General features: G+C 36.3%; 12 protein-coding genes. 10 read left to right on the top strand and 2 right to left on the bottom strand.

Annotated features, from left to right (window positions below; translation table 11 throughout):
• Positions 1-91 precede the first annotated feature (91 nt).
• From IGL23_RS08130 to IGL23_RS08100, 7 genes are all read left to right on the top strand, one after another.
• Positions 92-1426 (top strand): FAD-dependent oxidoreductase, encoded by a 1335-nt coding sequence (locus IGL23_RS08130; RefSeq protein WP_033595437.1) that lies wholly within the window; start codon positions 92-94, stop codon positions 1424-1426.
• Positions 1416-2882: a helix-turn-helix domain-containing protein gene (locus IGL23_RS08125; RefSeq protein WP_033595435.1), complete on the top strand. Its 1467-nt coding sequence runs from the start codon at positions 1416-1418 to the stop codon at positions 2880-2882. The genes IGL23_RS08130 and IGL23_RS08125 overlap by 11 nt, the downstream gene beginning before the upstream one ends.
• A gap of 277 nt (positions 2883-3159) precedes the next feature.
• On the top strand, positions 3160-4665 hold the full coding sequence (gene glpK, locus IGL23_RS08120; protein WP_002357138.1) for a glycerol kinase GlpK: 1506 nt from the start codon (positions 3160-3162) through the stop codon (positions 4663-4665).
• Positions 4666-4685: 20 nt separating this feature from the next.
• Positions 4686-6515, top strand: coding sequence for a type 1 glycerol-3-phosphate oxidase (glpO, locus tag IGL23_RS08115; RefSeq protein WP_002379559.1), 1830 nt, complete (start codon positions 4686-4688; stop codon positions 6513-6515).
• Positions 6516-6522: 7 nt separating this feature from the next.
• Positions 6523-7242 (top strand): MIP/aquaporin family protein, encoded by a 720-nt coding sequence (locus IGL23_RS08110; RefSeq protein ID WP_002357140.1) that lies wholly within the window; start codon positions 6523-6525, stop codon positions 7240-7242.
• Positions 7243-7526: 284 nt separating this feature from the next.
• On the top strand, positions 7527-8054 hold the full coding sequence (locus tag IGL23_RS08105) for a 5-bromo-4-chloroindolyl phosphate hydrolysis family protein (RefSeq protein WP_002398629.1): 528 nt from the start codon (positions 7527-7529) through the stop codon (positions 8052-8054).
• Positions 8047-8892, top strand: a complete 846-nt coding sequence (locus tag IGL23_RS08100; protein WP_002381766.1) for a hypothetical protein — start codon at positions 8047-8049, stop codon at positions 8890-8892. The genes IGL23_RS08105 and IGL23_RS08100 overlap by 8 nt, the downstream gene beginning before the upstream one ends.
• 302 nt (positions 8893-9194) lie before the next feature.
• Here the strand turns inward: IGL23_RS08100 and IGL23_RS08095 are convergent, their stop codons facing one another.
• Complete coding sequence (locus IGL23_RS08095) at positions 9195-10703, bottom strand: helix-turn-helix domain-containing protein (RefSeq protein WP_002364143.1); 1509 nt, start codon at positions 10701-10703, stop codon at positions 9195-9197.
• 118 nt (positions 10704-10821) lie between these two features.
• Positions 10822-12735: a PfkB family carbohydrate kinase gene (locus IGL23_RS08090; RefSeq protein WP_033595433.1), complete on the bottom strand. Its 1914-nt coding sequence runs from the start codon at positions 12733-12735 to the stop codon at positions 10822-10824.
• 146 nt (positions 12736-12881) lie between these two features.
• Here IGL23_RS08090 and rihC point away from each other — a divergent pair, with 146 nt between their 5' ends.
• From rihC to IGL23_RS08075, 3 genes are read left to right on the top strand one after another with little or no spacing between them, the layout of a single operon-like run.
• The gene (gene rihC, locus IGL23_RS08085; RefSeq protein WP_025190406.1) at positions 12882-13835 is read left to right on the top strand and encodes a ribonucleoside hydrolase RihC; all 954 of its coding nucleotides are present in this window, start codon (positions 12882-12884) and stop codon (positions 13833-13835) included.
• Between the two features lie 16 nt (positions 13836-13851).
• Positions 13852-15225: a C4-dicarboxylate transporter DcuC gene (dcuC, locus tag IGL23_RS08080; protein WP_002374557.1), complete on the top strand. Its 1374-nt coding sequence runs from the start codon at positions 13852-13854 to the stop codon at positions 15223-15225.
• An 11-nt stretch (positions 15226-15236) separates the two neighbouring features.
• Positions 15237-15725 carry a GNAT family N-acetyltransferase gene (locus IGL23_RS08075; RefSeq protein ID WP_033595431.1) on the top strand — a complete coding sequence of 163 codons (489 nt, stop codon included), beginning with the start codon at positions 15237-15239 and terminating at the stop codon, positions 15723-15725.
• Positions 15726-15729: the final 4 nt, after the last annotated feature.

Raw genomic sequence — 15729 nt, 5'->3', positions numbered from 1 at the left:
TTAAGGGAAAACTATAGTTGTTGCTTTAGCATTCTTTTTAATCATGATAAACTGAGAGAAGTATAATAGGTCCTGACAGAGGAGGAAACAAATGAAAATTGTGATTATTGGTGCATCATTCGCAGGTATTTCCGCAGCAATTGCTTCAAGGAAAAAATATCCCCAAGCAGAAATTTCTTTAATTGACAAACAAGCAACAGTGGGGTATTTATCTGGTGGCTTAAGTGCGTATTTTAATCATACCATCAATGAATTACACGAATCACGTTACATAACGGAAGAGGAATTACGTCGTCAAAAGATTCAGTTGCTTTTAAATAGAGAAGTCGTGGCAATGGATGTTGAGAACCAATTGATTGCTTGGGCACAAAAGGAAGAGCAACAGTGGTATTCTTATGATAAATTGATTTTAGCGACAGGCGCGAGCCAGTTTTCCACGCAAATTCGTGGTAGTCAAACAGAAAAACTACTCAAATATAAATTTTTATCAGGTGCTTTAGCGGCTGTTCCATTACTGGAAAAGAGCCAGACAGTAGCCGTCATTGGTGCAGGACCCATTGGAATTGAAGCTATTGATTTTCTTGTGAAAATGAAGAAAACGGTCCATGTCTTTGAAAGCTTGGAAAATCTATTGCCTAAATATTTTGATAAAGAAATGGTCGCAGAAGTTCAAAAATCTTTGGAAAAACAAGCAGTAATTTTCCATTTTGAAGAAACGGTCCTAGGAATTGAAGAAACAGCAAATGGTATTGTTCTTGAAACAAGCGAGCAGGAAATTTCTTGTGACAGTGGGATTTTTGCTTTAAACTTACATCCTCAATTAGCCTATTTGGATAAAAAAATTCAACGGAATCTGGATCAGACAATCGCGGTGGATGCTTATTTACAAACTTCAGTGCCGAATGTTTTTGCCATCGGTGATTGCATTTCAGTTATGAATGAACCAGTCGCGGAAACTTTTTATGCTCCGTTAGTGAACAATGCGGTACGAACTGGCTTAGTAGTCGCCAACAATTTAGAAGAAAAAACACACCGATTCATTGGCTCTTTGCGAACAATGGGAACAAAAGTGGGGGACTATTACCTTGCTAGTACAGGTCTAACCGAAACGGAAGGTTTATTTTTTCCGCAAACACTTGCTTCCATAATTGTTAGACAGCCAGCGCCGCCTCTACAACATGGGACAGAAATTTTAGGCAAATTAATCTATGATAAAGTGACGCAACGGGTCCTTGGTGCACAGCTTTGTTCAAAAAATAACTGTTTAGAAAAAATAAATACGTTAGCATTAAGTATCCAAACAGGTCAGACACTGACAGACCTATTACAAAAAGATTATTTTTATCAACCTTCCTTAACCAATATTTATGATATTACAAATTTGATGGGTGCTTCGGCTTATTGGAGAGAGAACGATGAAAGTTGAGACGTTATTGGAAAAGAAAGCGATGCGACAATTATTAACGTTGCAACAAACCATCTTAGCAGGCGGCACCTGCTCAGTCTCTGATTTAACAGCATTTTTAGCGGTCACAAAAGCCTCCTTTGAAAAAGACTTAGAGGATTTACATTATTTTTTGAAACCTTTTGGACAGGATTGTCAGCTTACTTATGATGGCCAACAGCTATCAATCACCTTATCGGATTTTTTTTCGTTGAATCATTTAATTGAAGCATTTGTAAAAGAGTCTCTTAAATTTCAACTTTTAGATTATTTATATCGTAATAAAGAGTTTTCTATTGTTCAATTAACGACTAAATTTATGATTAGTGAGTCTTCTTTATTTCGAAAGATTAAGGAACTCAATCAATTGTTAGCCGCCTTTGATTTGCAAATAAAAAATGGACAACTACAGGGAGAAGAATTGCAGATTCGTTACTTTTACTTTCAGTTGTATTGGTATATTACTCCCTATGAAACACACCAGAAAAAAACGATGTCCCCGTTAAATAAACGGATAATTGAAGGGATTGAGACTGGCTTAGGTTTTACTTTTAATGAACATAATGCGTTAAAAGTTAGCCTTTGGTTGAGTATTACGAAAAAGCGCCTAGCGGTCACTTCAAAAAAATATCAACAATTGAGAAAGAAAATGATTGATTTTAAAGAAGATCCGTTATTTAAGCAAGTTCGACAATTGTTTTTCCGTTTTTCTAGTCGCTATTCATTAGAATTAGACGAAGGAGAAAGCATGATTCATTTTGTTTTTCTAATCACAATGTCGGTCTTACCAGAATCAGCTTTTGATGAATATTCCTTAATTCGGGGACGTCGTTCCGCTGTTTCTTTAGCTGATACGTTTATCTTGGAAAATGTGGTCTTGTATTATCGGCCCCATAAATTTGAACCTACTCTTGAGAAAACCATGGATTACTATTTTTCACAAATTCATGGAAAACTGTATTTTTTTAAAGGAGAATTGGAAGTTTTTGATCGGGCCCATATCTGGGAAAAAGAACAGCAATTATCTAGTCGGGAATTAGCTTCTTTTTCAACAACGTTATTAGAAAAAGCTTTAGCTTGTTTTGATGAAACGTATCAACCAGGAGATAGTTTGCATGAACTTTCTCTGGTCAAATATTTAAGCGTGTTGGCATTAATTGAATTTAAAATGATTGGTGAAATAAAAATTGGAATTCATTTAGCAATGGATGCTCTTTATCAAGCGGCGTTAACACAAGTATTAATGCTTAGTCTTAAAAATATGAATGGCACGCTGGTGGAGAGGTATCAGCCTGAACAAACATATGATTTAATTGTGACCAATTATCAGCAAACGAGCTATCAAGGAACACCGGAAGTCTATGTTTTGTCAGAATTAAGTTCGACCTATGATGTGCAACAATTAAAAAAGAAAATACGCACCTTGCGGGAGAAATAAACAAAAGGTTGGTGTGACGGAAATTGTCTGATCCTCGCACCAGCCTTTTTACAACTAAAAGTCGAAAATTAGGCTTTTTTAAACAAAAATGTTTCTTTTTATTGAAAAATTAGAGATAATAAAAGCATTATTGAAAGCGTTATCTTTGTTGGTTTTAGTAGAAATCCTTTCAATTTTTTTAAAATAAAAAAAGTTTTTGACATGTTTAGTTATTCTTTTATTTGTAAGATAGGAACATAAAGAAAACGATTTCAAAAAACGTTTAGGAGGAATTATCATGGCAGAAGAAAAATACATTATGGCGATTGATCAAGGAACGACTAGTTCTCGTGCAATTATTTTTGATAAAAAAGGAAACAAAATTGGTAGTTCACAAAAGGAATTTACTCAATATTTCCCTAATGCAGGTTGGGTGGAACATAATGCCAATGAAATTTGGAATTCTGTTCAATCCGTTATTGCAGGTTCTTTAATTGAGTCAGGAGTGAAACCTACAGATATTGCCGGAATTGGGATTACAAACCAACGGGAAACAACCGTTGTTTGGGACAAAGCAACTGGGTTACCAATTTATAACGCAATTGTTTGGCAATCACGCCAAACGACACCTATTGCTGATCAACTAAAAGAAGATGGCTACAGCGAAATGATTCATGAAAAAACTGGGTTAATCATTGATGCTTATTTCTCAGCAACGAAGGTTCGTTGGATCTTAGATCACGTAGAAGGTGCGCAAGAACGTGCAGAAAATGGAGAATTGATGTTTGGAACAATTGACACTTGGCTCGTTTGGAAATTAACGGGAGATACTCATGTCACTGATTATTCAAATGCAAGTCGGACGATGTTGTTTAATATCCATGATTTAGATTGGGATCAAGAAATTTTGGATCTTTTAAATATCCCACGAGTGATGTTACCGAAAGTCGTTTCGAACTCTGAAGTGTATGGACTAACAAAAAATTACCATTTTTACGGAAGTGAAGTTCCTATCGCTGGGATGGCTGGTGACCAACAAGCCGCTTTATTTGGTCAAATGGCCTTTGAACCTGGGATGGTTAAAAATACCTATGGAACAGGCTCATTTATTGTCATGAACACTGGCGAAGAACCTCAACTTTCTAAAAATAATCTGCTTACCACTATTGGCTATGGCATTAACGGCAAAGTATATTATGCCTTGGAAGGAAGTATCTTCGTGGCTGGTTCAGCGATTCAATGGTTACGAGATGGCTTAAAAATGTTGCAAACGGCTGCTGAATCTGAAGCAGTAGCCAAAGCGTCAACAGGACACAATGAAGTTTATGTGGTTCCGGCATTCACTGGTTTGGGCGCACCATATTGGGATTCACAAGCGCGTGGGGCTGTCTTTGGATTAACACGCGGTACCACGAGAGAAGATTTTGTCAAAGCGACACTTCAAGCAGTTGCGTATCAAGTTCGTGACATTATTGACACGATGAAAGAAGATACAGGCATAGATATTCCCGTCTTAAAAGTAGACGGTGGAGCAGCAAACAATGATTTCTTGATGCAATTCCAAGCAGATATTTTAAACACTGCTGTTCAAAGAGCCCATAACTTAGAAACAACGGCCTTAGGCGCAGCTTTCTTGGCGGGCTTAGCGGTTGGCTTCTGGAAAGACTTAGAAGAAATCAAAGCATTCCAAGAAGAAGGACAACAATTTGAACCAATTATGGCGGAAGAAGAACGAGAAGATTTATATGAAGGTTGGCAACAAGCAGTAGCAGCTACCCAACAATTCAAACGTAAAAATAAGTAAATGGAAAAGGGGAATTTTCTATGACTTTCTCAATAGAAACACGCCGACAATCAATCGACGCTTTAAAAACACAACACTTAGATGTCTTAATTATTGGTGGTGGCATTACTGGCGCAGGCGTTGCTCTGCAAGCCAGTGCCGCTAAAATGAAGACAGGGTTAATTGAAATGCAGGATTTCGCAGAGGGCACCTCTTCACGATCAACCAAATTAGTTCATGGTGGTATCCGCTATTTGAAAACGTTTGACGTGGAGGTGGTGGCAGATACAGTGAAAGAACGAGCCGTCGTTCAATCCATTGCGCCACACATCCCTAAAGCGGATCCCATGTTACTGCCGATTTATGATGAGCCAAATGCAACATTTAATCTATTTTCTGTCAAAATAGCAATGGATTTATATGATCAGTTAGCTGATGTAACAGGTACCAAGTACGCCAACTATTTGTTAACAAAAGACGAGGTTTTGGCACGTGAGCCACAACTAAAAAGTGAAGGTCTACAAGGTGGCGGTGTTTATTTAGATTACCGAAATAATGATGCTCGTTTAGTTATTGAAAATATTAAACAAGCAGTAGCTGACGGGGCACATGCTGTGAGTCGGGTTCAAGCGGTGGGCTTTTTATACAATGATGAAGGTAAAATTACTGGCATTCAAGCAAAGGACCTACTAACTGACGAACAGTTTGAGATTCACGCAGATGTTGTGATTAATACTACTGGTCCTTGGTCAGATAAATTAAGAGGCTTAGACAAAAATGATTCATTTACACCACAAATGCGTCCAACCAAAGGGGTTCATTTAGTTGTCGACAAAAGCCGTTTAAATGTTCCTCAACCAACGTATTTTGATACAGGTAAACAAGATGGCCGCATGGTCTTCGTTGTTCCAAGAGAAGAAAAAACATATTTTGGGACGACGGATACAGATTACCATGGAGACTTTCAACATCCAACAGTAGAACAAAGTGATGTGGATTACCTATTGGAAGTAGTCAATAATCGTTATCCAGAGGTACAATTGACAATTGATGATATTGAAGCCAGCTGGGCTGGCTTACGACCTTTAATTTCTGCTAACGGTGGCTCAGATTATAACGGGGGAAACAATGGCAAACTTTCAGATAAAAGTATTGATGAAGTCATTGATGTCGTTGACAGATACCAAAAAAACCAAACAGATAAACGAGAAATTGAAGAAGTCCTAAACCATCTAGAAGACAGTTTGGTGGAAAATAAAGTCAATCCTTCAGCTGTCTCTCGAGGCAGCTCATTGGAAAGATCAGCGGATGGCTTGCTCACTTTGGCTGGTGGGAAATTAACAGATTATCGTAAAATGGCAGAAGGTGCGATGAAAATGATTCAAACCATCTTAGCAGAAGAATACCAGAAAGAATTCACCTTAATTGATTCTAAAAACTATCCAGTTTCAGGCGGAAAATTGAACCCTGCAACGGTAGACGAAGAATTAGAAGCGTTGGCAAAACATGGCGTGTCTAAAGGGTTAAGTGAAAAGGATGCACTATACTTAGCTCATTTATATGGCTCCAACGTACCAACTGTTTTTGAAATGATTGATGATGCCAAAGTAATTCCTGGTTTAACCTTAACAGAAACTGTCTCTTTAAACTATGCGATGGAAGAAGAAATGGCTTTAACACCCGTCGACTTTTTATTGCGACGGACCAACCACTTATTATTTATGCGTGATCGTTTGGACCAAGTGAAAGCGGGAGTCATTGAAGAAATGGCACAGCATTATCAATGGACAGCGGAAGAAAGAGCACGACACATTGAAACATTAGAAAAAGTAATTGAAGAATCAGATTTAAAAAATTTGAAAGTAGGGTGAAGAAAAAATGGGAACTTCGATGATGACACAATTATTCGGTGAATTTTTCGGAACGATGATTTTAGTTTTACTAGGGGATGGCGTCTGTGCCGCAGTTAACTTGAAGAAAAGCAAAGCCTTTGCTTCTGGTTGGGTCGTTATTGCTTTAGGTTGGGGCGCTGCTGTTACATTAGCTGTTTACATGTCTGGGTATATGAGTCCAGCGCATTTAAATCCTGCTGTAACAGTTGCGATGGCAATTACTGGAAACTTTGAATGGGGCATGGTTTTACCTTATATCGTAGCTCAAGTCCTAGGCGGTTTTATTGGTGGTTTAGTTGTCTGGTTAGCTTATTTACCCCATTGGAACATTACAGAAGACAAAGGTGCTATTTTAGGAACCTTCGCCACTGGTCCAGCTGTCCGTAACTATCCAGCCAATGTTTTAACAGAAATTATCGGCACATTTGTCTTGGTTTTTGGTTTACTAGCCTTTTCTCAAAACGACTTAGCGGCTGGCATTAACCCAATGCTTGTTGGGATTTTGGTCTTAGGACTAGGTCTATCATTAGGCGGACCTACAGGTTATGCAATTAACCCTGCACGTGATTTAGGACCTCGTTTAGCGCACCAAATTATTCCTGTGAAAACAAAAGGTGATTCCGATTGGGCTTATTCTTGGGTGCCAATTGTGGGACCTATCTTAGGTGCTTCATTAGCTGCAGTAATTTATTTATTCACTATTTAATAAAATGAAATGTAAATAGTTGTTTTAGACAATAAAAAGCGCTTGTGAGAAGTAATCAATTTTTGCAAGTGTTTTTTTGCTACATATTAAACCAAAAAAGATTTCCTTAGACATTTAGACAATTTGTCTAAATGCGGAACAGAACAATTTTCCTATATGATACAATAAAAGTGCACAAGTAATTGGGGGAGTAACACTTCATATTTATTTGTCAATTTTAAGCTGGACAATGTGTTCAGTAATATATACTAATTTAAAAAGGAGTACATGATTTGAATGGGATAATGGTTTTGTTAGTGGGGACTGGGTACATTGGTTGGGTTATTTATAGAAATGGTCGTACGTATTTCCGTTATAAAAAAAATCTAAAAAAATATCAAACGACGCACCATCTAACGGACAGTGACCTAGAGATGTACCAAAGAATTATGGACGAATTAAAAAAACAAATTATTTATTTAAACGAACTAACGAATAAGTCACGAAATTTAAAAAAAATTGAACAAGTAGAACTGGGTGTTGCTTCCGCTAAAGGCATCTTTAAACACTTAGTGAAGTATCCTGAAGCAATTACTCATTTTAGTGATTTTTTATATCATAAGATACCAGAGATTTTACGAGCATCAGAACGGTTTTTAAGCATTAAAGAAGATAAATTGTCAACAGAAGAAATAACACTTGCAACCAATGCTATCTTAAGTACCATACGAGTGTTGTCGGAAAGTATCACAGATGATTATGAAAGATTAGTCTCCGAAGCATCTGAGGAAATTGCCTTATCAAAAAAATTAGTGGAGAGAAAAAATGGCTAAACAAAAGAATTTTTATGATATATATGATGCGCTTTTTCAAAAGCCAAAATGGTCGTTTTTTCCTGTCACAAGAACAGACACAGTAAAGCAACTTCCTAACCCAAATAAAAAAGTGGTAAAACCACAGACGAAAAAAAAGAAAAAACAAAAAAAGAACAAAAAAATTATTTGGATAGGCATTGCTGTAGCGATTGGCTTTATAGTATATATTGATCTTGCGGAGAAAGATGATTATTGGGATTACTCCGCTTCATCAGAAGATGTTTATCCTTTAAAAGAAGCTGGACTTACCACAACTGGACCTGTTGATTTAGAAAAACCACTAAAAGTCACAATAGAAGAAAATAAACTTTTATTTAATCAAGGCTACCAAATAGAAATTATCGGCGATGCCGATATTGAAACCAGTGGCGGAAAGAACTTTTTAATTTTACCTTCTACAGAGGAGTATCCAGATACAAAATATCTAGGCAATATCAGTTTTTATGAAAAAAGAGACTATTATACATCGGCAGGTATGTACCTTTCTGGCAATCTTATCAACAGTCTTTCTGATTATTTAGATACAAGTAAAGAGTTTATCAAAGCATATCCAATTGATAAAATTGCTGATGTACAAACCGGCTATATTTTAAAACGGAATCAAGGATATACAGACATCTCAAAATATTATCTCTTTAAAGATGGGACAGGATTTGAATTAGAAGTCTCTGTTGACCAATTGGAAAAGGTCAAAGATCCCAAAGACTATTCTTCTTTTGTAAAAACATACGCAAAAGAAGTCGCTTTTATAGAAAAAAGTTTTAAATTTGAGTCTACTGATGAGGAATCTCGATAGAGAAAATAGTTTTCAGCTTCAAGTAGCGCCTAGCAATACCTTTGTTGAAAAAATGTAAGAGCCTGAGACAAAAAACACTTTGGATTTTTGTCTCAGGCTTAAAAACTGATCGGCAGTGGAAGCGTAGCACTTTAAGGACTGAAGTACGCTACTAGATTGTCTTTGAAGGTAACATAGAAAAGAACAGCAATATACAAGCGACCTACAAACTATTTTCTGTCAGACTAAAACTGGCAGAAGTGGTTTGTAGGTCGCTTGTTTTCATTATGGCTGGTGAGACAGGTTGGCGCTTGATGTTTGTTTTAATATTGCAAATCAAAAATGGCGATACTTATTTTACTGAAAATTAGTTCCCAATCTTCTCGGGTTAATTCTTCTTCTAAAATGTAAATTCGGTCTATTTCTTTTGGTAAATCAAATAAGGGATAGTCAGTAATCACAATATCACAACTAGAAAAATCGGTTCGTTCAAAAATAATATCCTCACTAAATGCTTGCTTGATTTTCATCATAATAAAGCTAGCAATGTAAAAATCGCGAGAATATGCAACACCAATTTTAATTTTTTTGCGGGGACTATAGTGCTTATAAATTCGTAACAACAATTCACATGTCCAAATTGGGTTCTCCTGATCCTTAAATCTTAACTGATAAGGGGAATGCGCTGAAAAGTTTCGATAAAAAGCATAAATTTTTTTCTGTAAATCTTTTTGATAAGTACTATTTTTATTGACTAAAAAATCTAGAATTGCGGTATTTGGTTGCTGCGAAATAAATAATTGGTTATAGATAATATTTTTAAATAAAATAAGTAAGAAGTAATGACGATCAAATTCACGCATTTTTGGAATTTGAAAAACTTCGCAAAAATTGGTTAATAAAGAATCAACGTAGAAATATTCTGGGCAAGAAATTTCATTTAGAGCAACCAGTAAATCTTTGGCTCGTTTTGCTGAATCAAAATTATCAATGGCAATGGGTGCAATGATATCTACAACCCGCTGTTGATCTTCTGAAAAATTTGATTGGGAACAAAAAATAGTTTGTTTTGAGTCTGAGAAAAGCCTTAAATAAGGATGTTCTTCAAATTCTTTTTGGAGATCATCTTCACAAGTATATGGAAAGCGATATTTTGCGATGTGTAAAAGTAAATTTAATTTTAGTAGAGAAGCGTGTTCCAAGCGTTCAAGAATTTCTGGTTTAATATGTTGCGTCAGTATATCTTCAAAATAAGTAGAGGTATAACGTGGTAAGGCTAAGGTATTTAAAAAGATGGTCCAGTAGACATCAAGAAAAGCATATAGGACTTGAAATTCAGAACCTGTAATCACTTTACTCGCGGAGGGGGAAAAATGGACGGAAATTCCATACAAACCAAATAGTTTATTAATGTTATTTAACCGTTTGTAAATGTAAGATGAGCTAAAATTAGTTTCTTGACTCACTTTCCAGACAGAATTGTTTTCTTTTTTGATAATTGCTTGAAAAAGAATGAAGTCAGTAGAATGGACACAGTAATAATTAAATAATAAAAAATAGTGGGAAAGAAAATCATTGGAAGTCGTATGTAATGAAATTTTTCCGTGATGGATCTGAATCTCTAAGGTATTTTCAGGAAGGGTTGCTAAGTCTTCTTGAATTTCACGAAGATAAATTGATAAATTTTTAGTAGAAAGATCGAATTTTCGGGCAACACTAGATAAATCAAGGTTTGTTTGTTTTGCTAAGTATAAAAAGACAGCCAATTTTTTTTGTGTTTTCTTTGAAAGTAAAAATGTTTTTATGGCATCTTGTGTTTTGATGAGACTCACTCCTTAGTAATAACTTCTCTTTTATTATAATAGTTCGCCTAATAAATTGTAATAAAAAAGAACAATTCTCATTGGTTTATGAGAAAATAACAAAATATTCAGCAGGAAAACACCTGTGTCAGTCGACACAGGTGTTACGATGAGCAAAAAGAGCGGGTTCTTTTTTTATCAAATAATTTTCCAAAGTGACGTGATCAACTAAAGAATCAATCACGCCTTCTTTAGAAACTGAAAATCCTGCAGCCTGAATTGCTATTTGAATGGCTGCTTCAGTCGGATAACCTTTCGAAAGATAGGAGGCGAGCGCGCTGATAAAGCTGTCACTGGCACCAGTACTATCCACAGCTATATTTTCTGTTGCAGTGAAATAGTGGCACACTTGGGGTGTTTTTAATAACACGCCTTTTTTTCCTAAAGTAACAATGACATTTTTTACGCCCATTTCTAAGAAGTACGCCGCTTTCTCTTCTAATGTACCAGTATCTGGTTGAAGTTCCAATAATTCATCTTCATTGGGAATGAAAAAATCAACCTTTTCTAGTATATTCACTGGAATATGATGAATAGCAGCTGGTTTTAAAATAATCGGTACGCCTGAATGTTGGGCGATTTCACAAGCTTTCTCTACAGCAGACAAAGGAATTTCTGTTTGAATGAGACAAAAACTGGCATCCATAAATAGGTGTTTTTGCTGTGCGATTTTTTTAGGCGTAAGCGCTGTGTTTGCACCAGGTAAGATTGAAATCATGGAGTCGCCGCTTGTCTCAACATAAATATAAGCTTGACCAGTCTCAGTATCTTGAATACGTGTGATACCATCTGTCGTAACGTGGTATTTTTCTAATTCTTTATATAAGTAATTCGCATCTGTGTCTGAGCCTAAACAACCAATTAAGGTGGCCTGATGGCCCAGTTTGGTTAAGCCAACAGCTTGATTTAATCCTTTTCCGCCGGGGAATTTAGCATAGCTAGACAAAAAATTTGTTTTGCCGTTATGTGGTAAATTTGTTGAATACAGATAATTATCAACGTTTAAACTACCCACTACAATCATTTTGCTATGTGGATTAACACTAGACATGCCTAATGTATTTTTGTGATCTAGCACCAATTTTTCAGCCTCATTAATCAAGGCTGTTTTTTCTTTGCGTTTGTTAAGCAATAATAAGGCTAACTGGCTGCCAAACGTCTCTGTGTCTAATAAGACGGAAGAAATATGATCAGGTAAAAATGAACGATCAATTTTTCGCTTAATTGCGAGTAAAGAGTAATTATCGGGGGTTCGCAAACCGCTCTGCTTTAAAAGCTGTTCCAAAAAAACAGCCTGGGTATAGTCATCAGTAAGGATACCCGTAATCCCATCTGTGATAAGCTGATTACTGAAATCAGCAGGGATAGTAGTTAAAATATTTTCTTTACTAAAGGGTAAATTGACATCAAACAAGGCTTTTTTATAGCCTGCAATAATTGCTTCTTTATATTTTGGGTTAGTGACGAAATAACTAATTTTTTTATGGTTATTCTGTAATAATTCTTGGGTTAAAACATAACTAGCTTCTTCATAAAGACCCGCTAGAGAAGGTAATTCGTTAGTTGAGTGATTGACGAAATAGTAAGGAATCGTTAATTCTTCTATAAATTTCGCGTATTGTTTACTGTTTTCATTGATTGGGTCCCAAATAATGCCACTGGCTTGTTTTAAAGTTGGCGAGGTAATATTTTTCAGTTCTTGTTCTAAACTACCGTGACTATTTAAAATCAAGCAGTTATAGCCATTTTCTTGAGCTTTATCAATAAAGCTCGTAACCCAAGCCTCAAAAGTTTCATGGCTATTTAATAATAACACGAAGGTTTTTGTAGTACTATTTGTGACGAGATTTGCTGAGTAAGGTGTGTAGTTGTAATCTCGAACGATTTTTAAGACACGCTCACGGGTTTCTTTACTAATAGTTTGATCTTTATTATTTATAATTTTGGATACAGTTGAAGCGGAAACGCCAGCTAATTTTGCAATATCTTTAATATTCATCATTTTCGTCCTTTCACTGAACTCTTTTTTATAGTAAGCATTCTAAAAGCAGAAAGTCAAGAAAAAGCCTAATTATTTATTATTTAGAAATTCTGCTTGACTTTTAATGAAAGCGCTGTTAATCTCAAATTAAGAAAACGTTTCCGGAAATGTTTTTCCTAAATGTGAATGGAGGAAGAAAAATGGATACAAAGAAAAGACCAATCATTATTGATACGGACCCAGGAATTGATGATGCTGTAGCTTTAGCGATTGCACTGAATCATCCTAACCTAGAAGTTCGCTTAATAACGACGGTTGCAGGGAATGTAGATGTAGAAAAAACAACAAATAATGCCTTGAAACTTGTCGATTTTTTTGGGAAAAAGGTTCCTGTAGCCAAGGGGTGTAATTGTCCGTTACTTATTCAATTGGAAGATTCTGCTGAGATTCATGGGGAGACTGGCATGGATGGCTTTGAGTTTCCGCAACCTATCTCTACGTGTTTAGATATTCATGCAGTGGAAGCTATGCGAAAAGAAATTCTGTCTAGTGATGTTCCTTTGACCATTGTTCCAATTGCTGCATTAACGAATATTGCTTTGTTACTGACCCTCTATCCAGAAGTCAAAGAAAATATTGCAGAAATCGTCATGATGGGTGGCTCATTAGCAAGGGGAAATACAAATACAAGTGCTGAATTTAATACGTATGTCGATCCACACGCTGCACAAATTGTTTTCCAATCAGGTGTCCCGCTAACAATGGTAGGATTAGATGTTACAAGTCAAGCTGTGTTAACGAATCATGAAGTAACAGCCATCAGAGCGCTTGGTAGAGTTGGGGAAATGTTTTATGGTCTTTTCCGTCATTATAGAGGCGGCAGTCTAACTACAGGTTTGAAAATGCATGATGTCTGTGCGATTGCCTATTTAACTTCACCAGAATTATTTGAGACAACTGAAACGTTCATTGAAGTTGCTTTGGAAGGTCCAGCTGCGGGAGCTACTGTTGCGGATTTAAAAATGAAGTATCATAAAAACACGAATGCCGTTGCCTGTATAGATGTAAACGTTGAAGCTTTTCAAAAATGGGTTGTCGAAAAAATGAAAGCGATTAATTAACTGAAGGAGGATAAGTATGATTGAAAGTTTATTGGTATTGGTCGTTTTAGTTGTTGTAGCCTATTTGATTGTAAAAAATTATCATCCCGCACTCAGCTTAATTATTGGTGCGCTTGTTCTACTTGCATGTGCATGGATGTTAGGCCATCCCATTTATCCTGCAGGGGAAGGAACCGGTTTTGGATTATTTGATATTTTCTTGAAGTTTAAAGATACAATTATTGCACAAGTGAGTTCAGCAGGAATTGTAATTATGATTCTTTTTGGTTATTCAGGCTATATGAATGCAATCGGGGCCAATCAGATGGCTGTCAACTTTTTGGTGAAACCATTAATGAAGATTAAACGTAAATCGTTATTTGTTCCTGTGGTCTTTTTAATTGGAAATTTAATGTCACTAGTAGTTCCTAGTGCATCAAGCTTAGCGATTATTTTAATGTCTATATTATATCCGATGCTAGCCAGCATGGGGATTTCATCATTAACTGCTGCAGGTGTGATTGCAATGACGGCAACTATCATGCCAACACCTTTAGGCGCGGATAACGTAATCGCCGCAAATACCCTTGGTTATGATGTGTTAAATTATGTTGTATGGAATGCCAAAATTTCGCTGCCATCGTTATTAATCATTGCGGTTGCACAGTACTTCTGGCAAAAATACTGCGATAAAAAAGAAGGTGATGCTGCCTATGTCTCATTAAATGAAGAAGGCTTAAGCAAACAAAAAGAATTTGATGTTCCTAAATTTTATGCAATATTGCCAATATTACCGCTATTATTAATTGTTGGAGTGGGAATCGCAGGAATGTTTATTAAAGGAATAACGATGGATATTTTTGTTCTTACATTTATTTCTTTCTTCATTGCTGTATTGGTTGAGACGCTTCGCTTGAAATCTTTTAAAAAGGTTCAAGATACGGCTGTCGAGATGTTTAAAGGAATGGGGCAAGGGTTTAGTCAAGTTGTGATGCTTGTCGTAGGCGGTTCATTGTTCACGTCTGCGATTCAAACGTTAGGAATTATTGATAGTATTATGGCATCTGTCGAAGCATCAAGTTCAGCAGGAATTGTCACGACCTTAATTTTCAGCGGTGCAACGACCCTTTTTGGAATTTTAAGCGGTGGTGGACTGGCAATGTTTTATGCGGTTATCGAACTAATCCCTGGAATTGCCGAAAAAGCTGGGATTGATGGCATCTTAATTTCCTTGCCAATGCAGATGATCGCGAATTTAACTAGAACGATTTCTCCTGTAGCAGCAGTTGTCATGATTGTCGCATCAACAGTAGGAGTTAGTCCCATCAGAATTTTAAAACGGACGAGTGTACCGACCATCATTGGCATTATTAGTGTGATTGTCTTGTCGATTCTATTGTTACCTTATTAAGAGAATAAACAATGAAAATTAGAGTGGCTGATGAGAAAGAGTTACCGATGATTCTTCAATTTTTAACAGAAGTAAAGGCATACATGGATGTTGTGGGCATTACACAGTGGACAAAGGACTACCCTTCTCAAGAAGATATCCAAGAAGACATTACAAAAAAACGGTTGTATTTGCTAGTGCACGAAGAAATGATTTTTTCAATGGCAACGTTCTGTATGGAGCAGGAACAAGACTTTGTTTGGTTAAAGCGCTTTGCAACTTCGCCTAATTATATTGCCAAGGGTTATGGCAGTTTATTGTTCCATGAATTGGAGAAACGGGCAGTCTGGGAAGGAAGACGTAAAATGTATGCTCAAACTAATCATACTAACCATAGAATGATTCGATTTTTCGAAAGTAAAGGGTTCACAAAAATTCATGAATCTTTACAAATGAATCGCTTAGACTTTGGCTCTTTTTATCTATACGTTAAAGAATTAGAGAAGCAATCCATCGTTTAAAATA

The sequence above is a fragment of the Enterococcus sp. MSG3299 genome, from assembly GCF_050555765.1.
Lineage (GTDB): Bacteria > Bacillota > Bacilli > Lactobacillales > Enterococcaceae > Enterococcus > Enterococcus faecalis.
Note: the sequence above shows the minus strand (reverse complement) of the source record. Positions and strands in the feature narration are given on the sequence as shown.

Bases quoted from the DNA above. Each gene is read 5' to 3' on its own strand.
- IGL23_RS08130 (WP_033595437.1), top strand. From the start codon at position 92: ATGAAAATTGTGATTATTGGTGCATCATTCGCAGGTATTTCCGCAGCA.
- IGL23_RS08125 (WP_033595435.1), top strand. From the start codon at position 1,416: ATGAAAGTTGAGACGTTATTGGAAAAGAAAGCGATGCGACAATTATTA.
- glpK (WP_002357138.1), top strand. From the start codon at position 3,160: ATGGCAGAAGAAAAATACATTATGGCGATTGATCAAGGAACGACTAGT.
- glpO (WP_002379559.1), top strand. From the start codon at position 4,686: ATGACTTTCTCAATAGAAACACGCCGACAATCAATCGACGCTTTAAAA.
- IGL23_RS08110 (WP_002357140.1), top strand. From the start codon at position 6,523: ATGGGAACTTCGATGATGACACAATTATTCGGTGAATTTTTCGGAACG.
- IGL23_RS08105 (WP_002398629.1), top strand. From the start codon at position 7,527: ATGGTTTTGTTAGTGGGGACTGGGTACATTGGTTGGGTTATTTATAGA.
- IGL23_RS08100 (WP_002381766.1), top strand. From the start codon at position 8,047: ATGGCTAAACAAAAGAATTTTTATGATATATATGATGCGCTTTTTCAA.
- IGL23_RS08090 (WP_033595433.1), bottom strand. From the start codon at position 12,735: ATGATGAATATTAAAGATATTGCAAAATTAGCTGGCGTTTCCGCTTCA.
- rihC (WP_025190406.1), top strand. From the start codon at position 12,882: ATGTTTTTCCTAAATGTGAATGGAGGAAGAAAAATGGATACAAAGAAA.
- dcuC (WP_002374557.1), top strand. From the start codon at position 13,852: ATGATTGAAAGTTTATTGGTATTGGTCGTTTTAGTTGTTGTAGCCTAT.
- IGL23_RS08075 (WP_033595431.1), top strand. From the start codon at position 15,237: ATGAAAATTAGAGTGGCTGATGAGAAAGAGTTACCGATGATTCTTCAA.